This is a genomic window from Ruminococcus flavefaciens 007c, from assembly GCF_000571935.1.
GTDB classification, from domain to species: Bacteria; Bacillota; Clostridia; order Oscillospirales; family Ruminococcaceae; genus Ruminococcus; species Ruminococcus flavefaciens_F.
In genome coordinates this window covers 108114-134109 of record NZ_ATAX01000024.1, presented here as the reverse complement: position 1 = coordinate 134109, position 25996 = coordinate 108114, and the positions used below count along the sequence as shown (strand labels likewise).

Sequence of the window (25996 nt, the reverse complement as noted above, 5' to 3'; positions counted from 1 at the left end):
ATCTTACCTCCGTCATACATTGATATTCAGTATCATAAGGACTGATATAAGAAGTGCAAGAATAGCGTATGTTTCAACCATAGCTGCCATAATGATAGCCTTACCGTTGTGGTCAGGCTTTTTAGCAGTGATGCTAACGCCGGCAGCCGCTGTCCTGCCCTGCATAATACCGGATATAAGTCCGACAACAGCTATCGGAAGTGAGGCTGCAAGGAAACCAAGTCCCTGCTGAACTGTCAGATCAGCTGCTCCGCTTCCAAGTACGCCTGTACGAAGAAGTATGAACATAGCTGCAATAAGTCCGTAAAGTCCCTGAGTACCGGGAAGAAGTTCAAGAAGAAGCACCTTGCTGAATTTTGAGGGATCAACAGATACAACACCTGATGCTGCCTCACCTACAAGGCTTACGCCCTTTGCCGAACCAATTCCTGCTAAAAGTGCTGCAAGTGCAGCTCCTATGATAGCTAATACTAAACCGTTAGTCATTTTTATTTTCCTCCTTGAATTTTATATACTTTGTATTGACCGTCAGCGGAGCGAATTCTCTTCCACCGCCGGTATAGAATTTACTGAAAAGCTCTACGAACTGTAATCTGTCGGTATGAACATAAGCACCAAGCAGGTTTATTGCCAGGTTTGCAGTATGACCGACTATAAATACGATTATCAGCAGTATAAGCTTGATTATCTTATTTTCAGGCATTGTGCCGATAAGATTTATGACGCTTGCGATACTTCCTGTCGCAAGTCCCAGCGCAAGAAGTCTCGAGTAAGAAAGTATATCTCCGAGATAACCCGTTGCTGTATTATACAGCGCATATAAGCCGCCGAAAAATTTTCCGAATACAGATTTAGAAGTTCTTCCGGCTGTCAGTACAAGTATGGCTACTCCCGCAATGAGCATATATATACCGGTAGTTTTAAGCACAGATGGCACGGATATAAACATTCCCGCTCCTATGGGAGCAACTCCGAGAACTATGAGATATATGGGCAATGCGTCAAATATCGCATCCAGCTTTTTTCCTGTATCCCATGTCATCTTGAAGGCAACTGCTACACCAAGGAAAAGATGAAGTATCCCCAGCCCGAAGGATACGAGCAGAAGCTTTACAGGATCAGTCAGAGGTTCAAACCAAATAGCGATACTGCCGATCTCTTTACCAAAGAACTGCCTTGCAACCACCTGAACTATGTCACCGAACCAGCTGCCGAAAAGAGCTCCCCAGAAAACAGTGGATATACCGCAGTTTCTGAACATAGTAAGCGTTTTCTTCATACTGGTCTCAAGCTTGAATTTCTTCAGGGCAAGAGTTGTTCCGATTATCATTAAAAGACCGTATCCTGCATCCGATAACATCATTCCGAAGAAAAGATAGTAGAAGAAAGACATTACAGGTGTGGGATCCACATCGCCTTTTGCAGGCATTGCATACATTTTTGTTATTCCCTCTACAGGCGATGAGAATATACTGTTTTCAAGAAGTACAGGCACGTCGTCATCTTCATCAGGATCAGTAAAGGTGATGGAAGCTGTGTATTTATCTTCTATCTCCTTTTTCAGCTGTTCCGAATACTTCTCCGGAATATATCCTGTAAGAATGAATGTGGTTTCGGTAAAACCGAGACCGCTGAGTGCGTCGTACTTTTCTTTTCGCATTTGCAGATAGTCGACCACAAATTGCAGCTGCTTACGGTTTGCCGCAAGCTTTTCTATGTTTTCCCGAGCTTTTTCCATTTCATCTTCATGAGATTTGATGTTCTGATTGTAAGTGTCATAAAGCTCAGAAGGCTTTTTCGGATCCTTCTCGGAAAGAGATACAAAGGTAAGCTTTCTCAGGATATCTCCTGCTTCATCATATGACTGTTTACTGCACAGGATGAAAAGATTTGTCTGTTCCTTCGAACCGCTGACAACTTCAGCGGAACAATTCTCGGGCAATTGCTCCTCAAGCTCTTCCGCTGTTATCTGATACGGCAGAGTACCGATATAAGCGGACGTTGACGATGTGCCTTTAAAATTTAACGGAACATCCAAAGGAAGCCATCTGTCAAGCATATCACACTTGATCTCAAGCTGAGATATGGCCGAGGAAGCATCATTAATAGAGCGCTGATTTTTTATGATCTCATTGGCTGCAGCCATGATCTTTTCCATCTTCATTGCTTCTTTTCCAAACTCATGCTTTTCGACCTCGGTTTTACCGTTGAACAGATCCGCAAGTCCTGCTTTTTCCGGAGCATAGGTATCAATTATCTCAAGAGCCTGTGCAGCGGTGTTTCTAAACTTTTCAAATTCACCTACAACTGCCGTAACGTTAGTATTTTCTAGCTCTTCATCAGTATTCTGAGATATTTCAACCACTCCGCGCCGCTGAAGAAGTTCGATGATCTTTTTACTGTCAGTAAGCATAGCAATAAGCTCGATTTTTTTCATTTTGAGCTTCGCCATATTTTACATCACTCTCCTTTATAGATAAATACCTCAGAAAAACCTATCTATTATCTCTTTTATTGCCTTATCTGAGTTCTTTTCGGCAAGCTGTCTTATACTTTCGATCTTTTTTTCACATTCTGCCTCCGAATCACCTGTATATTCGGCAAGCTTTTTATCATACTCGGCTTTTAGTTTGGCAGCTTCTGAAGAAGCTTCGCTTATTTTCTTCTGAATAGCAAGAGAAGAGCTTCCGGATGCAGAATTAATGATCTCATCACGTTTTTTGCGTGCTTCGTTAATCATCTTATCCGATAACGCTTCTGCTTCAAGAATTTTCTTTACAGCTTCCGATGCCATTTGAGTACCTCCTTCAAAAAATGACTATTGGTCATTTAATGTGTTTAGTATATCACTTTTTTGTTATACAGTCAATATATATTTTGTTAATGACCTCTAACAAAACAGAAAGGGAGCATGACCTTCAGACAGCTCCCTCTTTGGATATTTAAATCACAATAAATATTATAATCTATTTCGAATAAAATGTCAATGAAAATTTCGTCGAAAAACAAATTTTTTTGAAATATTTATATTCCAAATATTTCAAAAATCTCATTTTTTAATGATATTGAACGATAGGCGCCTTTATTCAGCGTATTATCCCTATCATTGATGTAAGCATTCAGAATAGCACGGCTCATGTTTGTAATATCTCCCCTTTTCACAGCTTCATCCGGAGTCAGCAAAAGAACTTCACTGTTCTCATATCCGTCGGATTTAGGATCACCTGAAATATATTTCAGTTTAAATACGATTATCCACTGCTGTGTACGGAATTGTACAGCAAAAACAGAGTCTGCTTCCGCACTAACGCCGGTTTCTTCGAATAATTCTCTTCTTATTGCATCTGTGGGAAGTTCATTTTCCTTGACATATCCTCCGGGGATAAGTATCCTTTCCTTTGCAGGTCCGTATGTATGCCTTACAAAAAGTATCTTACCGCCAATTTCAAGTATCCCACATACCGCATAGAATCTGTTACTCATCTTCTTTTTTTACAACGCTTATTCCAAGCACATCAAGACTCTCATCATCAACATATGACGGACACTCAGACATAAGCTCGCTTGCATTCTGTACCTTCGGGAATGCTGTGACATCACGGAGGCTGTCAGCCTTACACATGATCATAGCGATTCTATCAAGACCGATGCCCATTCCTCCGTGAGGAGGTGCACCGTAACGATAAGCATCAACGAGGAATCCGAATTTAGCCTGTATCTCCTCATCAGTCATACCAAGTGCCTCAAACATCTTCTGCTGGAGTTCAAAATCAGTAATACGCATAGATCCGCTTGAAAGCTCTGTTCCGTTGAGAACAAGATCCCATGCCTTTGCACGTACATTTTCAGGATCTGTGTCAAGATACTCAAGGCTTTCCTCCATAGGCATAGTGAACGGGTGATGTGCAGCAACCCATGTATTATTATCGTCATCGTGCTCAAAGAACGGCATCTCTGTTATCCAGAGGAAATTATACTTATCCTCCGGAATAACATCAAGCTTCTTGGCACAGATAAGTCTTATTGCTCCAAGTGTAGCAAGAACAGTCTTTGTTCTGTCTGCGCATATAAGCACAAGATCTCCCTCATGTGCATCAACAGCGGAACAGATCTTTTCGAGTTCACCATCTGCAAGGAACTTCCTGAATGAGCAGTTTGGCTCATCGGCCCAACGGATATATGCGAGTCCCTTTGCTCCTATACCCTTTGCGTGATCGACCAGCTTGTCAATCTCCTTACGGGTATATGTTGCGGCTCCGTTCTTAACATTGATTGCACGAACGCTTCCGCCCTCTGCAATAGCATTTTTAAATACAACAAAGTCAATATCCTTTACTGTATCTGTAATATCCTGAATCTCAAAACCGAATCTTGTATCCGGTTTATCGGAACCATAACGATTCATAGCATCTGCAAAAGTTAAACGAGGAAGCGGTATAGGTATATCAACACCGAGAACTTCACTGAAAAGACGGCTTATGTAGCCTTCAACGCAGCCCTGTATATCCTCGGCATCAACAAATGACATTTCAAGATCGATCTGAGTAAACTCAGGCTGTCTGTCTGCACGGAGATCCTCATCACGGAAACAGCGAGCAAGCTGGATATAACGGTCAAATCCCGATACCATAAGAAGTTGCTTGTAGATCTGCGGAGACTGAGGCAGAGCATAGAACTTTCCCTGATGAACTCTTGAAGGTATAAGATAGTCTCTTGCACCTTCGGGAGTTGACTTCATCATCATAGGCGTTTCTATTTCAAGGAAACCGTTTTCATAGAAATATTCACGTGTAACTCTTGCGATCTCATGACGTCTGATGATATTTTCCTGTAAAGGAGCACGTCTGAGATCAAGATAACGATATTTGAGACGAAGCTCATCATTTACCTTTGTTTCATTAGTTATCTCAAAAGGCGGAGTCTGAGCCTTTGCAAGGGTCCTGAGATCAGTTACGAATATCTCTACGTTACCTGTTTTCAGCTTGTCATTCTTGCTTTCACGCTCACGTACTTCTCCTTTGGCCATAAGGACATATTCACTCTTGCAGGAAGAAGCCTTCTCGAATATAGCACGATCTGTTTCATCATTAAAAAGAAGCTGAACAACACCGGTTCTGTCACGGAGAACAATAAAAATAACACCGCCCTTGTCTCTTATTCTGTCAACGAAGCCGCCTACTACGACCTCTTTGCCTGCTTCTGTGACTTCGCCGCAGTAATGAGTACGCTTCAATCCCTTCATAGTATCTGCCATTTTATTTATCCTCCCCTGCGAACGCGAACATTGATCCGTTTTCGTCGTCCATTACATCCAGAATTTTATTGAAGTATTCATTTTCAAAATTAGCGGTAAACTTCTCATTAAGAATCATTTCCTTCTCTTCGCCGCTTTCCATTTCCTTAAGACGTGCTTTACCGTCATTGAGCTCATTATCTCCGAGAACCATAGTATATACTGCACCGATCTTATTGGCATACTTCATCTGAGCCTTTATGCCGCGGCCCATAAGGTCGTACTCCGCACAGTAACCATATTCACGTAGTCCCTTGACGAGCTCCATAGCTTTTTCAAGAGCCGCATCACCCATTGTAGCGAAATAGATGTCGCATTTCTTGGGAGTAAGATAATCACAGCCCTGCTTGTCCATAACGAGAAGAAGCCTTTCAAATCCCATAGCAAAGCCAAGTGCAGGTGTATGTTGGCCGCCAAGCTGTTCGATTAGACCATCATATCTTCCGCCTGCACAGACTGTTCCCTGTGCGCCTATTTCAGTGGTGATGAACTCAAATACAGACTTTGTATAATAGTCAAGACCTCTTACGATCTTGGGATCAACAATAAATTTGATACCGAACTTAGAAAGGTATTTCTGGAATTTTTCAAAATGTTCACTGCACTCATCACAGAGATAATCAAGGATTACGGGCGCGTCCTTGCCTATTTCCTTGCATATAGGGCTCTTACAGTCAAGGATCCTCATCGGGTTCTTGACAAGCCTTTCCTTGCAGGTGTCGCATAATTCTTCCTTATGAGGCTCAAAAAACGCACGGAGAGCTTCATGATATTTAGCTCTGCAAGAAGGACAGCCTATGGAATTAATATGAAGCTCGATATTCTTCAAACCAAGACGATCGAGAAGAGTTTTAGCAAGCATGATTACCTCTGCATCAGCTGAAGGAGCAGCACTTCCTGCCATTTCGATACCGAACTGATGGAATTCACGTAGTCTTCCAGCCTGCGGACGTTCATGCCTGAAGCATGAAAGCATATAGTATACCTTCTGAGGAAGAGCTTCGTTGAGCAGACCGTTCTGAAGCATTGCTCTGATAGTGCCTGCTGTACCCTCGGGACGAAGTGTGAACTCTGTCTCCTTTGCCTTTACGGTATACATCTCTTTCTGTACAACGTCTGTTGTTTCTCCTACGGAACGAAGGAAAAGATTGGTGCTTTCAAATGTAGGTATCCTGATTTCTGAAAAGCCGAAGCTTTCAGCAGTTTCCCTGGCAATTTTCTCAATGGTATGCCATTTGTAAACATCCTTTGGAAGAACGTCTTCGGTTCCGTTGGGGCGCTTGATATTCATAGCCATATATTTCAAACCTTTCTATTGGGTTATTACATGAAAATTGTCCCTTAATGAAGGGACAATTAAATTCAGATACTGGGATTGCCGACTTCACGCCAATCAAGATCTCCTCTTTCGAGGGCAAGTATCAGCGCTTCTGCGGTAGCAATATTGGTTGCTACAGGCACGTTATGAACGTCACAGAGTCTGAGAAGATTCATACCGTGAACATCAGCAGCCTTGGGATTGATAGGATCTCTGAAGAACAGAAGTACATCAACTTCATTACATGAAAGAAGTGCGAGTATCTGTTCTGCTCCTCCCTGTCCGCTGAGGTATCTTTTTATGGGAAGGCCGGTTGCTTCACTTACCTGTTTACCTGTTGTATTTGTTGCTATAAGAGTATGCTTTGATAATATTCCGCAGTAAGCGCTGCAGAACTGAACCATAAGCTCTTTTTTAGCGTCATGCGCAATAATTGCGATCTTCATATATATGTCCTTTCCCCGCAAAGCGGAATAATATTCTGATAATTATACAGTTTTTACTGTAAGCGGAACAAATTCTCCGCCAAGTCGCTTTGAAATAGCGTCAAATGCTTTAAGTGCTTCGCTGTCTGTCGGGATAGGAGTACCTTTACCTGTTGCAACCGTCATCTTGAAGTCATCAGGAATAACTCCGATGAGCTGTACGCCTACCTTATCAATTATTTCATCGAGATTTGAGATGAGCTCACTGCCGATAATCCGCTTGCTGATTTTATTGATAATAAGACGCTGGCTCTTGTTGCCTCTGTTGTAGAATTCATCAGACATAAGGCTTGCATCTCTTATGCAAACAGGATCCGGAGTAGAAATAACGAGAATAAGATTTGCTTGTTCAACAATATCGAATACATGAGAGTTTATACCTGCACCTGTATCGATAATGATGTACTCAAAATACTTCTTGACAGATCTGCAGATCTCAACGATCTGTTCCGCGTTTACAGCAGTCAGTGTCTTTGGTGCGCAAAGGATATTGAGATTTGATGCCATAGGAATCTGGGCAACAGCCTCAAGAGCTGTTTTTTTACCGCTCAGGACATCTCCTAAGTCGTATTTGATATTATCCTCAACTCCGAATATTATATCAAGACATCTGAGACCAAAATCAAGCTCGATAATAAGAGTTCTGTGCCCCTGCTTTGCAAGAGTGTAACCAAGACCTGCACAAACGGTAGATTTACCTGTACCGCCTTTTCCTGAGGTAATAGCAATAATTTTAGACATTTTATTTCCTTTCCGATATCCGCAAGACAGAGCAGTATTGCTGCATAAACGTTCCCGGATTCTGATAATTATAGATAATAATAATCCTACTGTACATTATAACACATAATTACCTAAATGTCAAAGAAGTTTTTGATATAAAAGATAAAATTGTGCAAAACAGCTTTTTTTTAAGCTTACAATTGTGCAATACTTATAAACCACGCTTTACTTCGGCAACAATTTTATTTACAGTCTTTTCTATATTGCAGCCGTTTTCATCAATGGTTATCTGTGAATATTTTTCATACAAAGCTGTTCTCTCTTTAAAAAGCCCGCTGAGAGACTGTCCTTTACGGATAACGACTCCCCTGTTTTTTATATTTCCGAGGCGGTATTTAAGCTTATTGTAGTCAAGCTTGAGATAAACAATAATGCCGTTTTTAGCAAGATTAGCCATAGCATTTTTGCTGTAGACAACACTTCCTCCCGTGGCTATAACAGAATTTTCGGCTTTGAATGATTTCAGGATCCTGTCTTCAGTATCAAGAAATCCGTCAATTCCCTTCTCTGCAATGATTTCTCTTAGAAGTTTTCCTTCTTTTTCCTGTATAACAAGGTCGGTATCAACGAACTTATATCCAAGTATCTTGGCAAGAATCACACCTACTGTGCTTTTGCCGACACCCGGCATACCGATCAAGACAATATTCTTTTTCACGTGTTTTCTCCCCTATTTTTGTTACATTATTATTTTAACTCACTTTGTGCAAAATGTCAATAGAAAATCCGCCCATATATTGCGATATTTATTTTTTATATACTAATCATTGACAAAAATCCGATCATATGATAACATATTTACACAAGGAGGAGTGTTATGAGCGAAAATCCCTTTGTTTATTCGATGGATAATAAACGTTATCACACATTAAATTATCATAACAGAATGCTTTTTGGAGAAAAGATTTATAAAGCTGTCATCGACTGCGGCTTCACGTGTCCGAATATAGACGGAACCAAAGGTACAGGCGGATGTATATTCTGCGACGGAGGAAGCGGATATTTCACTCACGGCGGGATAGAAGTTGTATCTCAGCTTGAGTATGAGAAGATGCGCATTTCAAAGTCATATGGTAAAAATCAAAGGTTTATTGCATATTTTCAAGCAAACACAAACACCTACGCTCCTGTTGACGTTCTGAAGGAAAACTTTTTTAAAGCAATGAAATTTGACGGAGTATGCGGATTATCCATAGGTACACGTGCGGACTGCATATCGGATGATGTTCTTGCGCTTCTCAAAGAGATCAGTCAGCAGACATATCTTACAGTCGAGCTTGGCATGCAAAGCTGCCATAACAGTACGATAGAACTCATTAATCGCTGCTGCACGGTCAAAGAGTTTGAGGAAGGATATTATCGTTTAAAAAATGCAGGGATACGAACTTGTCTGCATATAATAAACGGGCTGCCAAAGGAATCAGATGAAATGATGATCAAAACAGCAGAAAATGTGGCAAAGCTTCATCCTGATGCCGTCAAATTGCAGATGCTTCACCTAATCAGAGGTACAAAGCTTGAAAAAATGTACTTAGCTGACGATTTCGGTCTCATTTCGCGTGAGGAATATATTGATATTATCGTCAGACAGCTTGAAGTCCTCCCTGCTGATATCGTAATTGAAAGGATCACAGGAGACGGCGATAAAGCCAAACTTATTGCTCCTATGTGGAGTGCTGATAAGATTGCTGTACTCGGAGGCATAGATAAAAAACTGGCTGAGCTTGATACTTGGCAGGGCAGATTATATAATAAATAAATGGGCAGGATCACCTGCCCATTGTTTTATATGTCTTTTTTTATGATATCGTCAAGCGTCTCCCTTTTTACAACGATTCTCGACTGGCCGTTATTTACGAACACAACAGCCGGCTTCTGCAACCTGTTGTAATTTGATGACATAGAATAGTTGTATGCTCCTGTAGCGCAGACTGCAATGATATCACCTGATTCTGCGTGCTGAAGAGGCATATTCTCACCGATAAGATCACCGCTTTCACAGCATTTTCCTGCTATAGTGACTTTTTCACTTCTTTCTTCCGAAGCCTTGTTTGCTACGATCGCATCATATTCGGAACCATAGAGTATATATCTCGGATTATCTGCCATTCCACCGTCAACAGAGACATATGTCCTTATATTCGGTATCTCCTTGCGAGCTCCGACAGTATAAAGAGTGATTCCGGCAGGACCTGCTATTGAGCGGCCGGGCTCAATAAACATTTTCGGAAGTTTTATGCCAAGTCTGTCACATTCGGATTTTACGACAGCAGATACTCTTTTTATATATGTCTCAAACGGAGACGGATCGTCCTTGCCGGTGTATTTTATGCCAAATCCTCCGCCAAGATTAAGACCTTCGATTTCAAAACCGAGCTTGTTCTTGATTTCGGAAATAAATCCGAGCATAACCTTTGCAGCTTCTTCAAAAGGAGCAATATCAAAGATCTGTGAACCTATATGACAGTGAAGTCCGTACAATTTTACATTTTTACAGTTTACAGCCTCCTTCACAGCTTCAAAGGCTTCTCCTGTTTCAAGAGCAAAACCGAATTTACTGTCTATCTGACCTGTTTTTACAAAATCATGTGTATGTGCATCTATTCCGGGCTTTATTCTGAACATTATATGAGGAACAGCATTCATTTCAGCGGCGATCGCCTCGAGCCTGTGAAGCTCGCTGATATTATCAACAATAATATGTCCTACTCCGTATTCAATGGCAAGCCTCAGTTCTTCATTTGTTTTATTATTACCGTGAAAACCGACCTTGCCCATAGGGAAGCCTGCTTTATATGCAGTGTAAAGTTCGCCTATTGATACTACATCAAGTCCGTCGCCTTCATCGGCAACTATTCTGCACATTTCCATACAGGAAAAGGCTTTGCTTGCAAAATGCACCTCACCGTTTCCACTGTAATACTGATTCATACTGTCATGGAACTGACGCAGACTGTTTCTGATAACCTGCTCGTCCATAACATAAAGCGGTGTACCGTATTTCTCGGCAAGTTTAACAGTATCAACCCCGCCGACAGTGAGATTTCCATCGGAATTGATACCAAGATTATCTGATACAAACATATTTAACATCCTTTCGGGTATTTTATTCGTCGACAGGATCGTTGTCATCAGCGATCTCATCAACAATCTGTCTGAGTTCTTCAACTCCCTCAAATGTCTGTGATGAGAAAGGTATACTATGTATATCCTCAAAGCAAGGTATCTCGTGCTTGAATGCTTCGAGGCGCTTTGCTCTTTCTGTTTTGTTAAGCTTGTCCGCTTTTGTAAGTACAAGTACAAACGGCATTTCAGTGTCGATAAGGTAATCTATCATCTGAATGTCGTCCTTGGTAGGTGCATGACGCATATCTACAAGCATAAAGACAAGCCTGATATCGCGTTCAGAACTGAGATATCCCTCAATAAGCCCTGACCAGCGCTCTTTTTCGGATTTTGAAACCTTTGCATAGCCATATCCCGGCAGATCGACAAAATACATATTGTCAAGCCCGTAGAAATTAATTGTAGCTGTTTTTCCGGGCACCGAGCTGACCCTTGCCAGATTTTTTCTGTTGAAAAGCTTATTGATAAGTGTTGATTTTCCGACGTTCGAGTGGCCCGCAAAAGCGATCTCGATCCTTTCGGGAGGCGGAAGCTGCGAAAATTTGCCGTAGGCAGCTGTAAACTCCGCTTTATTATAATTAAGCTTCACGGCACTTCCTCCTTGGAGCTGTTATTTGATAAGTGCTGTGTCAAGAACATCTGTAAGATCATCAGCATAAGTGAAGTTTATAGCGTCCTTGACTACCTGATCGACCTCTTCAAGATCTGGCTTGTTCGCAACAGGAATTATTACATTCTTAATACCTGCTTTATAAGCAGCCATTGTCTTTTCACGAAGTCCGCCGATCGGCAGAACTTTACCGTGAAGTGTAACTTCACCTGTCATTGCAATATCTGATCTTGCCTTCAGTCCCGAAAGAGCCGATACAAGCGCTGTAGTCATTGTAACGCCTGCCGAAGGGCCATCCTTCGGAACCGCTCCCTCAGGTGCGTGGATATGAACGTCCTTCTCTTTATAAAAATCAGGATTGATTCCATACTTATCAGCAATACTGCGTACATAGCTGACTGCAATACGTGAACTTTCCTTCATGACCTCACCGAGGGAACCTGTGACCTCGATTTTTCCGGTGCCGTTCATTACAAGAACTTCGATGGGCATAAGAACACCGCCCACTGATGTCCAGGCAAGACCGTTTACGACACCTACCTGATCCTTTTTGGACGAAAGATCGTTAAGGTATTTATGTATTCCAAGATAATCGGTAAGATCCTTTGCCTTGATAGTTACCTTCTTCACCTCGCCTGCGGCGACCTTTTTAGCAACCTTGCGGCAAAGCGAAGCAATATTTCTTTCAAGTGTACGAACGCCAGCTTCCTTCGTGTAATACTGAACTATATCATTTATAGCATCGTCACTGATCTTCAGCTGTGAAGCTTTAAGGCCGTGTTCCTTGAGCTGTTTTGGAACAAGATGTTCCTTGGCAATATGGAATTTTTCCTCAGCAGTATAGCTTGGAAGCTCGATAACTTCCATTCGGTCAAGAAGAGGTGCGGGAATAGCGCTTACATTATTTGCTGTTGTAATAAATACAGCCTTGCTGAGGTCAAAAGGAACCTCAATGAAGTGATCGCGGAACGCATTGTTCTGCTCGGAGTCGAGGACTTCAAGCATGGCAGATGACGGATCGCCCTTTATGTCGCTACAAAGCTTATCTATCTCATCAAAAAGTATAAGGGGGTTAGCAGAACCTGCCTGAGACAGAGCAGTTATTATACGTCCCGGCATTGCGCCGACGTAGGTCTTTCTGTGTCCTCTTATATCAGCTTCGTCGCGAACGCCTCCAAGAGAGACCCTCGCATACTTTCTGCCCATAGCCTTGGCAATGGACTTTGCAATAGAAGTTTTACCAATACCAGGAGGGCCTGCAAGACAGATTATCTGTCCCTTAATTTCGGGGTTAAGAATATGAACAGCAAGGAATTCAAGTATACGCTCCTTGACTTTCTTAAGACCGTAATGATCCTTTTCAAGAACAGCTTCCGCTTTGTCAATGGAAAGCTTTGCCTTCGTATACTTTCCCCAAGGCAGATCAAGAACAGTATCAAGATAATTTTTTATGACAAATGCTTCCTGTGAAGAAGGAGGAAGCTTTGTAAGCTTATCAGCTTCCTTCAGAAGCTTCTCCTTATTCTTTTCATCCAGCTTAAGATCCATTATGTCATTTATATAGCTGAAGGCTTCTTCTCCCTCATCTTCGCCAAGCTGCTCCTGTATTACCCTGAGTTGCTCACGAAGATAGAATTCACGCTGCCCTTTATCTATGCTGTTTTTTGTCTGCTCGTTAATAAGGTTTTCAAGCTCAAGTATCTCAACCTCAGATGTAAGACAGGCAAATAAGACTGAAAGCTTGTTTATAACGCTTGTCTCCTCAAGCAAAGTCTGCTTGTCACGATAATTGAGATTGCAGTTGAACGTAACTGTCTCAAAAAGCTTCAAAGGAGAGTCCTGAGTCATAATTGATGTAAGGAGTTCCTTTGGCATTCTCGGAAAGAAGGAAGCATACCGTTCAAAAACGTCCTTTACAGAACGCATGAGAGCTTCGGCTTCAACTTCATCATATTTTGCTCTCGAATATGTCGGCGTGCGCTTTACTTCCGCCTTGAGAACTTCCCCGTCGTCTATAAGACGAACAAGATTCGCCTTATATGAGCCTTCGACAAGAACCTTCATAACGTTATCTGGCAGCTTAAGAACCTGTTTTATCTCGGCTACAACACCAACTTTATAAAGATCCGAAGCCTTGGGATTTTCAACATATGCTTCATGCTGAGTTACAAGAAAAAGCTTTCCGTCAGCCTTGAGAGCCTTCTCGACAGCCATCATTGACTTGCTTCGTGAGACATCAAAGTGCATCACCATCTTCGGAAAAGCAACAAGCCCGCGCATTGCTACTGTATAGAGGATATTAGCCTCTTCTATATTCTTATCGCTTTTTATTGTCTGTTCCATAAATTCACCGCGTTTCTTTTGTTATCATATTTATCCATACAGCCGTTTACTAACGACCTATTTTATTATACTATAAAAATAATAATATTTCAAGTACTTTGGTGCTTTTGAAGCTGCTGAATTATAATGCTGATAATATTTGCTTAATTTAAAGGTTGTCGGTCTTCATTTAAGTCCGATTATTAAACCCAAGGTAATATCATATACGGAAATTTGCTGATTTAGCACTTACTTACCCATTTTTTGCGGACTTTATAAAATCTCCTTTACTTTTTGTTTAGAATGTGTTATGATATACACAAAGGTGTATGCTCTTTTATGACTTTTTACCTTACATTTTATGTATCGTTCTTTGTATTGACTTACTTTTTGTAGAAAAAGGCTTTACTTTTACGGAATAATGTGTTAAAATGTAAAGTAAGAAATTGTTGCTTACGCCTTTATGGCAGATTGGAGAATTACTATGATCGACAAAATTAAATCAGAAAGTATGGATCTGCTCTTTGAAGCTATTCTGACTCTTGATTCGGTTGATGACTGTTATAAGTTCTTTGATGATCTTTGTACAAGTATCGAGCTTAAAGCATTTGCTCAGCGTCTTCATGTTGCTAAACTTCTTGATGAACACAGAGTATATAATAGTATCGTTACCGAAACCGGTGCCAGCACGGCGACCATCAGCAGGGTTAATCGTTCCCTTAAAGACGGAAATGACGGATATAATATTGTTTTCGACAGACTTAAAAAGAAAAATCTGCTGAAGTAAAACGGCTAAAGCGGAGTATTTCATAGGCTGGAATACTCCGTTAGATATAAAATTACTCTTGAAAGGAAGATCTAAATGAAAAAGGCGAAGATATTCAAAAAATCATTAGCCTGCCTTTCTGCAGCCGCAACACTTCTGTCAAGCGGTATAATAACATCAGCTAATGCTGCTGTTATAACAGAGGGCAAACCCAACAATTACGACAACTTTGCTGAAGCTCTTCAGCTTGCATTGTGTTTCTACGATGCAAACAAGTGCGGAGACGAAGTTGCAAACGACGGCTACTATTCCTGGCGCGGAAACTGCCACGTTAAGGACGCCGAGATCCCGCTCCAGCCAATGAACCCTATGCCTGAGCTTTACGGTGAGGCAAAGAACGACGGTTCTCAGAATGGCAAGGATCAGCCTAAAAAGGAAGATGAACAGCCTAAGGGCGAAGGTGACGGCGACGGCGGTCTCAGTGCTGCAAAAGGACTTTATGAAGGCGTTAATATGTCTTCATCATTCATCGAAAAGAACCGTAAGTATCTTGATCCGGACGGCGACGGTAAACTTGATCTCACAGGCGGTTGGCACGACGCCGGTGACCATGTAAAGTTCGGTCTCCCCGGAAGCTTCTCTGCTTCAACCGTCGGCTGGGGATATTATGAATTCAGAGACGCATACAAAGAAATGGGCCTTGATAAGCACGTTGAGGACGAGATGCGCTGGATCAACGATTATTATATGAAGGCTACATTCCTTGATGATGATGGCAACGCAATTGCTTATTGTTATCAGGTCGGAGAGGGTAATAACGACCATAACTACTGGTGTGCTCCCGAGCTTCAGGTTGATGATACTGTTGTTGCATCATCAAGCTGTGCGGTAAAGAGACCCGCTTACTTTGCAACAACTGAAATGCCCGCTCCCGATCAGTGTGCAGGCGCTTCAGCTTCTCTTGCTATCAATTATCTCAATTTCAAGGATACAGATCCTGAATATGCTGCAAAGAACCTTAAATATGCAAGAGCACTTTATGAGCTCGCTGTTGCAACACATGAAGAGTCATGGACTCCCGGTTCTACGCCCAGCTCGCTGGTTCTCGGATATGACGGCGGATTCTATCACTCAAGCTACGATTATGATGAGCTTTCCTGGGCTGCTGTATGGCTTTACTATGCAGCTGTTGCCGAAGACGAAACTCAGAAGGACGCAGCATACGATAAATATATCAGAGCTATCATCGATGTTGATGAAACTACAACAAACGATAAGGGCGCTCATCCTTACACAGGATATATGAAGCGTATAATCACAGATACAGGTAACTGCTGGCAGAATATCTGGGTACACTGCTGGGATACAGTATGGGGCGGAGTTTTTGCTAAGCTTGCTCCTATAACAAATACTGCCCGTGACTGGTATATTTTCCGCTACAACCTTGAGTTCTGGTCAGGCTGCAGCGCAAAAACAGATACATCAAAGTGGGGCTATGAACCTGTTCACGGTCATAAGTACTTCGGAATGGATGACTATCTCTGGAATACTCCTATGACATGCGATCAGATCCCTGATCTCCCCGACAGCGACACAAGCAGCGACTTTATCGCCAAGTCACCTTACGGCTGGGCAGTTGTTGCAGGCTACGGTTCAGCACGTTACAATACCGCAGCAGGTCTGTGTGCTTGCGTATACGCAAAGACGACCGGTGATGAGACTTTCCTCCCCTGGGCAAAGGCTCAGATGGAATACATCCTCGGTAAAAACCCCATGGGATATGCTTATGAGGTAGGATACGAGAACAACTTTGCATCACAGCCTCATCATCGTTCTTCACACTGCTCAGGTAAGCAGAGCATGGAAGATCCTGTAGTTCAGGTACATACTCTCTGGGGCGCACTTGTCGGAGGTCCCGATCTTGACGACGTACACGTTGATATTACTAAGGATTACATTTATAACGAAGTTACAGATGACTATAATGCAGGCTTCTGCGGAGATCTTGCCGGTCTGTACCACTTCTACGGTGCAAAGGGCAAGGAACTCGAAAAAGAAAATCACATAATTCCTGATTTCGATATGTCCAAAAACGCTATCGGTTACGATCAGATAGATGCAGACGGCAATCCTCTGCCTGTAGGTCTCTACTGTGCAGGAGGAAAGAACCAGGAACAGGACGGCAGCGTTCAGCTCAAAGTAGTTGTTTACAACAGAACTATCAACCCGCCTCGTTTCGAGAGCAACCTCAAGGCAAGATATTACTTCAATATCAAGGAACTCGTTGACGCAGGATACGATCCTGACCAGTATATCTTCTACCGTATCGACTACGATCAGGAAAAGAGCTATTCAAACGGTAAGAATGAGGCCAAATTCACAGGACCCGTCAAGTACGACGATGACGGCACATACTACGTTGAGATGCAGTGGCTGAACTGTGACTTCTACGGCAGCCGCGTATTCCAGTTCGCACTTGGATACAAGCAGGATCTCGAAACTTATGAAGACGTTATCTGGGATTCCAAGAATGACTACAGCTATGCTGATATCGTTTCATTTGCTGATGAAAACGAAGCAGCTGCAATAACCGATAAGATCACACTTTACGCTGATGACAAGCTGGTATGGGGCGAAGAACCTGACGGAACAAAGCCGGAAGATACACCTTCAAATATTACCCCCGGCACTGTTATCCCCGGAGATCCTTCTAATCCAGGAGGTCCCGGTTCTTCCGGTCCTGATCCCGTTGATATTTTATACGGAGACGCAAACTGTGACGGAAAGGTTGATCTTTCAGATGCAATCCTTATTTTACAGGCACTTGCAAATCCCAACAAATACGGTGTTGGCGGTACAGCTGCTAAGCCCCTTACTTCAATTGGAAATATCAACGCTGATGTTGACCTGTCAACAAAGGGACTTTCAGGCGACGACGCAGTTCGTATCCAGCAGTTCCTTCTCAAGAAGATCACTTCACTTGATCCTTCTAAGGCATAATAAAATCAAAAGCTGCACGTTTTAACGTGCAGCTTTTTTTACTGATAATATTCATCCTTGTTATATTACAAAATTTAGTGGCATACCATTCTTCATAATAGCATGAAGCTCTCCCTGGATAAGAGGCATAAGATAATCATATGCAGGCGGAAGAACGTTATTTCCTTCTTCATTTATCCATTCACGTGGGAAGAATTTTTCGGAATTTGCAGCCTTTGAAGCATCTGTTGTATCGATCCTGTAGCTGTAGGGCATATCAGACTCTCTTACAAATGTCATCATACAGCCTGATTTACCGGAAATGCCAGCTTCAACAGCTGCCATTCCTATTGCTTCCGATGACTGTATGTCCTCCAAAGAAGCGATATGCGAACTACAGCGCTGCATAACGTTAAGCTCAATCGAACGTACTTTACAGCCAATTTCAGCAGCAACAAGCTTTTCAAGGAATTTTCCTATTCCTGAAAGATAACTGTGTCCGAAAACATCCTTCTGACCTGACTGATATTCTTCGGCAGCAAATTTGCCCTCAGCAGTTTTTACTCCCTCTGATACGACAACGATTACTGCTCTGTGTTTTTTCATTTCATTTTTAACATCTGCTAAAAATCTTTCTATGCTGAATGTTGTCTCGGGAAGGTATATCAAATGAGGAGCAGCTTCTCCGTTTGCTCTTATACAGCAGGAAGCAGCTGCAAGCCAACCTGCATGGCGTCCCATTGTTTCAATTATAGTTACGGAAGGTATACTGTATACATTACTGTCACGTGTTATTTCCTGAACTGTTGCAGCTACATATTTAGCAGCAGAACCAAATCCGGGCGAATGATCGGTTTCGCAAAGATCGTTGTCAATGGTCTTGGGGATGCCGATTATTTTTATATCATCAATATTGTTGCACCTGAGATAATCCGAATACTTTGCGACAGTATCCATAGAATCGTTTCCGCCGATATAAAAAAACATACCGATCCCTCTTTTTCTGAGGATTTCCGTTATCTTCTCATATATTTCGGACTTTTCCCTGTGATCGGGAAGCTTTTTTCTGCACGAACCAAGTACAGCAGAAGGCGTTCTCAGCAGAAGCTGATAATTTACATCGCTGGATATTTTTTCCGAAAGATCAACCATTTCGTCGTTAATAATACCCTCGATACCGTTTAAAACACCGTATATCTTATCAATACTTGCTTCCTTCTGAGCTGCACTATAAACGCCTGCCAATGAAGCATTTATAGCGCAGGTAGGTCCACCTGACTGAGCAACTGCAATATTCATTATTTCTCCGTAACTGGTCAAAAACCAGAACGTCCCTCCCCTGAATTATTTGCCATAGGCATCATTTATATTATAACATAAGCCGTATAGGCATTTCAAGGACAAGAAACGCCAAAAAAAACGGGCAAAAAAGCGCAATATTTGATTATTATAGCAATATTTGCATAATATATGCAGTTTTTATATCAGATCAAAGTGCTTCAGAGCATTATAGATACCGTCATTTTCGATAGGAGTTGTTATGTATGAAACATACGGATATAAGACTTCTGCTCCTCCCATAGCAATACTGTTAGGAACAGCCTTCAGCATCGAAAGATCATTCATACTGTCCCCTATTGCATAGGCATTTTCCAAAGGTATACCGAGTATATCAAGAATTTTTGCAATACCCGTTGCCTTGGAATATCCAAGAGGAACATTTTCATAAAAACCATTACCGCGATCGATTATAGTATAATTCTTGCCAATTTCCCTGTTGAACAGTTCCATATCGCTGTTTTCATTTGTCCATATGACGAATTTATCGAATATAAACTCATCATCTTCTACTCTCCTACTGACATCGATCCCGCTGTCAACGAACACTTCCATAAAATAACGCAGCCCATCTGTCATAGGAGCCTTATCGTCAAAGAAATAACCGTCAGTATGTTCATATACAGGTGTGACATTGCATTTACGCATCAATTGGGCTATACGAAGACATTCATCTTTTTCTATGATACTTCTGAACATTAATTCGTTATTGTATTCTATATATGTTCCGCAGCCGCAGATATACCCGTCAAACCCAAGCTCTTTTATTCGAGGACTAATATTGAATGCTGTGCGTCCCGAATTTATAAAAGTAAGATTTCCGAGTTCACGTGTACGTTTTATAGCATCGCGGGTACTCTGTGGTATAAAGGCACGTTCATCTTCAGTGGCAATAGTGCCGTCTATATCGAAAAATACTATTGATTTCATTAAAACACTCCTTAATTGCATATCAAATATTATTATATTCCATAAAAAAATGAATGTCAAGTATTGCGTATATTCGCACATTATGCTATAATGGCATAAAGGAGAGGATATCATGCTTCACATTTATTACGGAAACGGAAAAGGAAAAACAACAGCCGCGATCGGTCTTACCATAAGAGCTGTAGGTGCGGGAATGAAGGCTGCTTTTTTTCAATTTCTCAAAAACGGTTCTTCGTCTGAGATCAACATTCTGCGTAATATAGGTAATATTCATGTCATGTGCTGTGAAAAGTGTAACAAGTTTACATATGCCATGAATGAATTCGAAAAAAAGGAAGTAACTCTGTGCCATAACGAAATGCTGAAAAAAGGTATTGATCTGCTTAAATCCGGCGAAATACAGCTTGTAGTGCTCGATGAGTTCCTTGATGCCTGCAATAAAAAACTTATTGACCATGAGCTATGCAATTTATTTCTTGATCATTGGACAGACAAGGCTGAAATAATCATAACAGGAAGAGATCCCTCCCAGTCAATGATAAACAAAGCTGATTACATTACAGAAATGAAAGCTGTAAAGCATCCTTTTAACAGAGGAATATCTGCCCGCAAAGGCATAGAATACTAAAAGCTGCCATTAGATATGGCAGCTTTTTTTCATCTTATTTCTTTTAATTCTTCAACAATAGACATATCATCAGCACAGATCTTTATATTTGATAATATAGTCTTGTTTTCGGGACTTATAACTTTTATTTCGATTATTGTTCCTTCACGTACCTCACCCATAGCAGCCTTAAAAAACATAGGCAGTTTCGGATGATTTGCAATAAATCTTTCAAAAAGAGATTTCAGCTTTAAAGCGTTCAATGGATTCATTATATTTTCACCTCAGTGATAATTATAGCACATAAAATATCATTTTTCAACTGTTTTGTCAGGTATATGACGTTTTATAATGTACTGTGCGCAAAGTCCTGTAAAAGCTCCTGCAATTGTACCCGTAATTATAAGAAAAGGATAAAATGAGAGCACAGCAAATGACCGCATCAAGAGGATCGCCATCAATATCTGGCCTGTATTATGAAGTATAGCACCAATTACGCTGCTCAGCCATATAAAGTTCAACGGAATGATCCTGCGTATCAGCAGCATACAGATCAGACAGAACATGGCACCTGCCATGCTGTACATTATTGCAGAAACATTTCCGCCGAACAGGCTTCCGAGAATTACTCTTGTAATGACGAGCAGTATAGTTTCCCTGGCATTGTACTTATATACTGCGTATACTGTTATAATGTTTGCAAGCCCGAGTTTTGCTCCGGGAATAGGAAGCAGGTCCGGAATCCTGAGCTCGATAATAAAGATAATGAGAGCGATTGCCGTCAGAAGCGAAAGCCGTGCAATTTTTTTTGTTTTCATTTACTTCTGCTCCTTATCCGCGAAACGTATAACAAGTTTGTGTGGAAGACAAACTATCGGAATATTCTCCGAGCGAAGAACTCCTGCTTTTACGCATGTATGGTCGGGGCAGTCCGCATCTGTTATACTTATTTTTCCGTCCTCTATCCTTACCTCATTCCAGCCGCCCTGCTGACCTGCAATTCTGAATGTTCTATTCTTTTCTTCGGAGAGATCAAAACTGTAAATAATTTCATTGTTCTGAACGATCTCGACATATGTCCCCTTAGGCTTGCGTACAATAATAATTACTGCTATCACCGAACCTATAAATAGTAATAAAACAGAAACAAGAAGCACTTTTACACTTTTAGTCAAGCTTTATCACCTCTGCCTCCATATCACTGATATTGGAAAAACTTTCAATCAGACCTTCGGTATAAAATATTATATTATCGTCAGTAACAAGAATCAGATCATAACCATCGTTATTGCGCAAGAAATCTTTTGTATTCTCGTATCCTTCAACAAAAAGCGCTGTTGACAAAGCGTCACAGTCAAGTCCGCAGTCTCCAATCACTGTCACCGAAACAAGGCCGTTATCTGCTGGTCTTCCGTCAGCAGGATCCAGAATATGCCAGTATCTGTTCCCGTTATCATCAGTAAAAAAACGCTCGTAATTTCCTGAAGTTATGACAGCTTTATCAGATATTGTTATAACACACATATCTGTATCAGGGGAAAAAGGGTTTCTCACAGCAACTTTCCAGTCAGAACCGTCAGGCTTCGAACCAAGAGCCTGTACATTGCCGCCTAAGCTTACAATTGCGGATTTCACACCGTTTTCCTTGAAAATTTTCATAATTTCATCGCCTGTATAGCCCTTTGCAACAGCTCCAAGGTCTATTTCGGCTTTTTCCGGAACAATAATAGTATTTCCCTCAATATCAATTTTACTGTAATCTACATATGAAAGCAGTTCATTCAGAACGCTCTGTTCGGGAATTTTATACTCTTCTCCAGTAAATCCCCATTCTTTCAGCACAGGATATAATGTAATATCAAGGGCACCGTTGGTTTTATCACCTATTTCGATAGCCTTGTTCACAAGCTTTGCTGTATCGTCACATATCGTAACAGCTTCACCTTGGCTATGATTTATTGACCATATATCGCTTGACTCAGAAGTTACAGAGAGTTCGTTTTCCAGAGAATATACTCTTTTCTCGGCTTCTGAAAGCGCTTTTTCAGCATTGCTCCCATATGCTTTCATATTCATAAATGTATCCATTGCAAATACATCGCGCGTCATCGATATATCATCCGAGACATTCGGTTCAGCTTTACTTTCACACCCGCAAAGTAAAAAGACGATAAACACAGACGTCATAACAACTGTTTTAAATTTTGCCATATTTTAACTCCTAATCATTACTAAAAAACATTATAGCATATTTTGTTAGTATTTGCAACCACATTTGATTTTTTGCAAGAAAAAGCGGATCATATGATCCGCTTTTTATGTTATTACTTCTTTATAAGGCTCTTTCCTGTCATTTCAGCAGGCTGAGGAACTCCCATTATATCAAGCATTGTAGGTGCAAGATCAGCTAGCACACCACCATCCATGAGTTCTCCCTCTACGCCAACTGCGATAAGAGGAACAGGATTTGTTGTATGAGCAGTAAACGGACTTCCATCAGGCTCCATCATCTTGTCAGCATTACCGTGATCGGCTGTGATAAGAGCTGCGCCACCCTTTGTAAGTATCTTGTCCACCATACGGCCTACGCAAGTGTCTGTAGCTTCAACAGCCTTTACAGCTGCATCGAATATACCTGTATGACCAACCATGTCACAGTTTGCATAGTTGAGTATGATAACATCATACTTGTCAGAATCGATAGCCTCGCATACAGCATCGCAAACTTCATAAGCGCTCATTTCAGGCTTAAGATCAAATGTAGGAACGTCGGGAGACTTGATAAGAATTCTGTCCTCTCCCTCGAACTGCTTCTCCTCGCCACCGTTAAAGAAAAATGTAACATGAGCATACTTCTGAGTTTCAGCGATACGAAGCTGTGTCTTGCCGAGTTTAGCGAGATACTCACCCATTGTCATAGTGAGCTGCTCAGGCGGATATGCAACTGAAACATTAGGCATTGTAGCGTCATACTGCGCCATGCAGACAAAATTAACGTGGAAGAAGCCGTTTCTTCTTTCAAAACCTGCAAAATTAGGATCAACAAATGAACGTGTGATCTGTCTTGCTCTGTCAGGACGGAAGTTGAAGAAGATAACGCTGTCATCAGCCTTTATCTGTGCACCGCACTCAATAACAGTAGGAAGCATGAATTCGTCTGTAACTTCATTTGCGTATGAATTCTTGATAGCCTGTACAGGATCAGATTCCTTAACGCCCTCACCGTAAACCAGTGCAGCATAAGCCTTTTCAACTCTGTCCCAGGCATTGTCTCTGTCCATAGCATAGAAACGTCCCGAGATAGTTGCTATCTTACCAACGCCTATCTTTTTGAGCTCAGCAACAGCCTCCTCCATATACTCAGCAGCTGATGATGGAGGAACATCTCGTCCGTCGAGGAATGCATGGATGTACACCTTGTCAAGGCCGTTCTTCTTAGCCATCTCAACGATTCCGTAGAGATGCTCCATATGGCTGTGAACACCGCCGGGAGAGAGAAGTCCCATAAGGTGAAGAGCACTGCCCTTTGCCTTACAATTGTTCATAGCGTCCAGAACAGCTTTGTTATTGAAGAAAGTACCGTCCTTGATATCCTTCGATATCTTAACGAGCATCTGATAAACTATGCGTCCAGCACCGATATTTGTGTGACCGACCTCTGAGTTACCCATCTGTCCGTCGGGCAGTCCTACATCAAGACCGCTTGCTCCGATTATAGTGTTCGGGCACTCAGCCATATACTTGTCAAGATTCGGCTTTTTTGCGGCAGCTATAGCGTTGCCGTATGTATCCGGATTGTAGCCGAAGCCGTCCATGATTATAAGTGCTACAGGTTTCTTTGACATTCTAATTTTCCTTTCATACATAAGGGCGGAATCGCTCCCGCCCTTTCATAATTATGTGTTTAAGTCCAGAAAACGACAAGTCCCGAATCATAGTCGAGAAGGCAACCATGAGTATAATAATCTCCTGCGATATAAATCTTTGCATTTTCCATATTTTTGAATTTTTCTCTATGGATATCATCAAGTCTCCAGAAAACATGATCAGGAAAGTTTTTTGGATAGAAAAAAACTTCATTTTGAAATTGATAATAGTCATGCTCCTTACATTCGCCAGAAGCTATATTAACATCTGGAATAGTTTTGAAATTTTTTTCATACTGCATAAGTGTATCATTATCCGTGTAGAACATAAGATACACCGAAGGGTGATAATCCTGAGCAATACTGCCAAGCTGAGTAATAAATTTATACTCACGACACTCTAACGGTAAATGCTTAGGTAGCATTTCGTCAATATTCGAACTTAATGTATAAACTCCATAGGTGTATATGATCTTTTTGGGAGTATAAAAAAACTTGTTATATTTAAATTTCAAACCAATATATGGTAAGACAACAAATAATAAGCTTATCAATACAAAGGCTATGCGCACCGTCCACAATGGAATTTTATATTTTCCATCTTTTTGATTTTTTCTATATAACACAGGAATCATTAAAAAAAGTACAAGCAGTACAATGAAAAAATACGGAAATAAGCCTGCGACGGATAACGTCCATATACCTACAAAGCACGAGCTTAAAACGAAAAATAAACTTATAATTAAATTTGCAATCCAAAAGCCAGACTTTTTGGGCTTGTCATTTTCCATGCAATTAGCCGTTTACAGCAGCCTGAACGATAGTATTGAAATCAGCAGCCTTCAGTGAAGCACCGCCGATGAGACCTCCGTCAATATCTGGCTGTGCAAGAAGCTCTGCTGCATTGCCAGCATTCATAGAGCCGCCGTACTGGATGGTTACAGCATCAGCTGTAGCCTGATCATACTTCTTAGCGAGCTGTGCACGGATAAATGCACAAACTTCCTGAGCCTGGTCAGGTGTAGCTGTAAGACCTGTACCGATAGCCCATACAGGCTCGTAAGCGATAACAACGTTCTTTACCTGCTCAGCAGTTACATCCCAAAGATCAAGCTTGATCTGACGAGCGATAACCTCCTCAGTGATGTTGCACTGACGCTCCCACTTGAGCTCACCAACGCATACAATAGGCTTAAGACCAGCCTCAAGAGCAGCCAGAGTTCTCTTGTTTACTGTCTCGTCTGTCTCGCCGAAGTACTGTCTTCTCTCGCTGTGACCGATAACAACGTACTCAACTCCGAGTTCTGTAAGCATATCAGCGGAGATCTCACCTGTGAAAGCACCGCTCTTTTCAAAATGAACGTTCTCAGCGCCAACCTTAACATTGCTGCCTGCTGTTGTATTGATAGCTGTCTCAAGGTTTGTAAAAGGAACGCAAGCGATAACCTCGATCTTGCCCTCAGCATTTGCTACGAGAGGCTTAATAGCTTCGAGAAGCTCCTTTGCCTCTGGACGAGTCTTGTTCATTTTCCAGTTACCGGCAATAATAGCCTTTCTGAGTGACTTGTTCATG

At 41.6% G+C, this 25996-nt stretch carries 25 protein-coding genes; 4 read left to right on the top strand and 21 right to left on the bottom strand.

What is annotated here, in order from left to right; genetic code table 11:
• Positions 1-12: 12 nt before the first annotated feature.
• The 9 genes from RF007C_RS08545 to RF007C_RS08505 form a co-directional block, all read right to left on the bottom strand.
• Complete coding sequence (locus tag RF007C_RS08545; RefSeq protein ID WP_019678672.1) at positions 13-486, bottom strand: V-type ATP synthase subunit K; 474 nt, start codon at positions 484-486, stop codon at positions 13-15.
• Positions 479-2452, bottom strand: a complete 1974-nt coding sequence (locus tag RF007C_RS08540) for a V-type ATP synthase subunit I (protein WP_037299126.1) — start codon at positions 2450-2452, stop codon at positions 479-481. The genes RF007C_RS08545 and RF007C_RS08540 overlap by 8 nt, the downstream gene beginning before the upstream one ends.
• Positions 2453-2485: 33 nt before the next feature.
• Positions 2486-2794 (bottom strand): hypothetical protein, encoded by a 309-nt coding sequence (locus RF007C_RS08535; RefSeq protein WP_037299125.1) that lies wholly within the window; start codon positions 2792-2794, stop codon positions 2486-2488.
• Between the two features lie 230 nt (positions 2795-3024).
• Positions 3025-3483: an NUDIX domain-containing protein gene (locus RF007C_RS08530; protein ID WP_019678669.1), complete on the bottom strand. Its 459-nt coding sequence runs from the start codon at positions 3481-3483 to the stop codon at positions 3025-3027.
• Positions 3476-5254, bottom strand: coding sequence for an aspartate--tRNA ligase (gene aspS, locus RF007C_RS08525; RefSeq protein ID WP_037299124.1), 1779 nt, complete (start codon positions 5252-5254; stop codon positions 3476-3478). The genes RF007C_RS08530 and aspS overlap by 8 nt, the downstream gene beginning before the upstream one ends.
• A 1-nt stretch (position 5255) precedes the next feature.
• On the bottom strand, positions 5256-6590 hold the full coding sequence (gene hisS / locus RF007C_RS08520; protein ID WP_037299123.1) for a histidine--tRNA ligase: 1335 nt from the start codon (positions 6588-6590) through the stop codon (positions 5256-5258).
• 65 nt (positions 6591-6655) lie between these two features.
• The gene (locus tag RF007C_RS08515) at positions 6656-7057 is read right to left on the bottom strand and encodes a methylglyoxal synthase (RefSeq protein WP_009984662.1); all 402 of its coding nucleotides are present in this window, start codon (positions 7055-7057) and stop codon (positions 6656-6658) included.
• Between the two features lie 42 nt (positions 7058-7099).
• Positions 7100-7837 carry an AAA family ATPase gene (locus RF007C_RS08510; protein WP_019678666.1) on the bottom strand — a complete coding sequence of 246 codons (738 nt, stop codon included), beginning with the start codon at positions 7835-7837 and terminating at the stop codon, positions 7100-7102.
• 193 nt (positions 7838-8030) lie between these two features.
• On the bottom strand, positions 8031-8537 hold the full coding sequence (locus RF007C_RS08505) for a shikimate kinase (RefSeq protein WP_173907776.1): 507 nt from the start codon (positions 8535-8537) through the stop codon (positions 8031-8033).
• A gap of 159 nt (positions 8538-8696) precedes the next feature.
• Between RF007C_RS08505 and RF007C_RS08500 the strand changes: the two genes are divergently transcribed.
• The gene (locus tag RF007C_RS08500) at positions 8697-9638 is read left to right on the top strand and encodes a TIGR01212 family radical SAM protein (RefSeq protein WP_037299121.1); all 942 of its coding nucleotides are present in this window, start codon (positions 8697-8699) and stop codon (positions 9636-9638) included.
• A 26-nt stretch (positions 9639-9664) separates the two neighbouring features.
• Here RF007C_RS08500 and lysA read toward each other — a convergent pair whose 3' ends face one another.
• From lysA to lon, 3 genes are read right to left on the bottom strand one after another with little or no spacing between them, the layout of a single operon-like run.
• A complete protein-coding gene (gene lysA / locus RF007C_RS08495) occupies positions 9665-10963 on the bottom strand; it encodes a diaminopimelate decarboxylase (RefSeq protein ID WP_037299119.1) in 1299 nt (432 codons plus the stop codon).
• Positions 10964-10985: 22 nt separating this feature from the next.
• On the bottom strand, positions 10986-11594 hold the full coding sequence (gene yihA / locus RF007C_RS08490) for a ribosome biogenesis GTP-binding protein YihA/YsxC (protein ID WP_019678662.1): 609 nt from the start codon (positions 11592-11594) through the stop codon (positions 10986-10988).
• A gap of 21 nt (positions 11595-11615) precedes the next feature.
• The gene (gene lon, locus RF007C_RS08485) at positions 11616-13958 is read right to left on the bottom strand and encodes an endopeptidase La (protein ID WP_019678661.1); all 2343 of its coding nucleotides are present in this window, start codon (positions 13956-13958) and stop codon (positions 11616-11618) included.
• Between the two features lie 463 nt (positions 13959-14421).
• On the opposite strand from lon, the gene RF007C_RS08480 reads away from it, so the two are divergent.
• On the top strand, positions 14422-14724 hold the full coding sequence (locus tag RF007C_RS08480) for a YerC/YecD family TrpR-related protein (RefSeq protein ID WP_019678660.1): 303 nt from the start codon (positions 14422-14424) through the stop codon (positions 14722-14724).
• A 75-nt stretch (positions 14725-14799) separates the two neighbouring features.
• On the top strand, positions 14800-17703 hold the full coding sequence (locus RF007C_RS08475; RefSeq protein WP_037299117.1) for a glycoside hydrolase family 9 protein: 2904 nt from the start codon (positions 14800-14802) through the stop codon (positions 17701-17703).
• A gap of 60 nt (positions 17704-17763) precedes the next feature.
• Here the strand turns inward: RF007C_RS08475 and RF007C_RS08470 are convergent, their stop codons facing one another.
• Both RF007C_RS08470 and RF007C_RS08465 read right to left on the bottom strand, forming a co-directional pair.
• Complete coding sequence (locus RF007C_RS08470; RefSeq protein ID WP_037299115.1) at positions 17764-18981, bottom strand: 6-phosphofructokinase; 1218 nt, start codon at positions 18979-18981, stop codon at positions 17764-17766.
• A 180-nt stretch (positions 18982-19161) separates the two neighbouring features.
• On the bottom strand, positions 19162-19950 hold the full coding sequence (locus RF007C_RS08465; RefSeq protein WP_037299113.1) for an HAD-IIB family hydrolase: 789 nt from the start codon (positions 19948-19950) through the stop codon (positions 19162-19164).
• 112 nt (positions 19951-20062) lie between these two features.
• Between RF007C_RS08465 and RF007C_RS08460 the strand changes: the two genes are divergently transcribed.
• Entirely contained in the window at positions 20063-20578 is a 516-nt protein-coding gene (locus RF007C_RS08460) for a cob(I)yrinic acid a,c-diamide adenosyltransferase (RefSeq protein ID WP_037299111.1), read from the top strand.
• 29 nt (positions 20579-20607) lie between these two features.
• Here the strand turns inward: RF007C_RS08460 and RF007C_RS08455 are convergent, their stop codons facing one another.
• From RF007C_RS08455 to tpiA, 7 genes are all read right to left on the bottom strand, one after another.
• Positions 20608-20829: a hypothetical protein gene (locus tag RF007C_RS08455; protein ID WP_037299109.1), complete on the bottom strand. Its 222-nt coding sequence runs from the start codon at positions 20827-20829 to the stop codon at positions 20608-20610.
• A 39-nt stretch (positions 20830-20868) separates the two neighbouring features.
• Positions 20869-21375, bottom strand: a complete 507-nt coding sequence (locus RF007C_RS08450; RefSeq protein ID WP_037299107.1) for a Gx transporter family protein — start codon at positions 21373-21375, stop codon at positions 20869-20871.
• The gene (locus RF007C_RS08445) at positions 21376-21732 is read right to left on the bottom strand and encodes a NusG domain II-containing protein (protein WP_019678653.1); all 357 of its coding nucleotides are present in this window, start codon (positions 21730-21732) and stop codon (positions 21376-21378) included.
• Entirely contained in the window at positions 21725-22768 is a 1044-nt protein-coding gene (locus RF007C_RS08440; protein WP_037299106.1) for an FAD:protein FMN transferase, read from the bottom strand. The genes RF007C_RS08445 and RF007C_RS08440 overlap by 8 nt, the downstream gene beginning before the upstream one ends.
• Before the next feature lie 113 nt (positions 22769-22881).
• A complete protein-coding gene (gene gpmI, locus RF007C_RS08435; protein WP_037299104.1) occupies positions 22882-24402 on the bottom strand; it encodes a 2,3-bisphosphoglycerate-independent phosphoglycerate mutase in 1521 nt (506 codons plus the stop codon).
• A 59-nt stretch (positions 24403-24461) separates the two neighbouring features.
• Positions 24462-25214: a hypothetical protein gene (locus RF007C_RS08430; RefSeq protein ID WP_037299101.1), complete on the bottom strand. Its 753-nt coding sequence runs from the start codon at positions 25212-25214 to the stop codon at positions 24462-24464.
• A 4-nt stretch (positions 25215-25218) separates the two neighbouring features.
• On the bottom strand, positions 25219-25995 hold the full coding sequence (gene tpiA / locus RF007C_RS08425; RefSeq protein WP_019678649.1) for a triose-phosphate isomerase: 777 nt from the start codon (positions 25993-25995) through the stop codon (positions 25219-25221).
• Between the last annotated feature and the right edge of the window lies 1 nt (position 25996).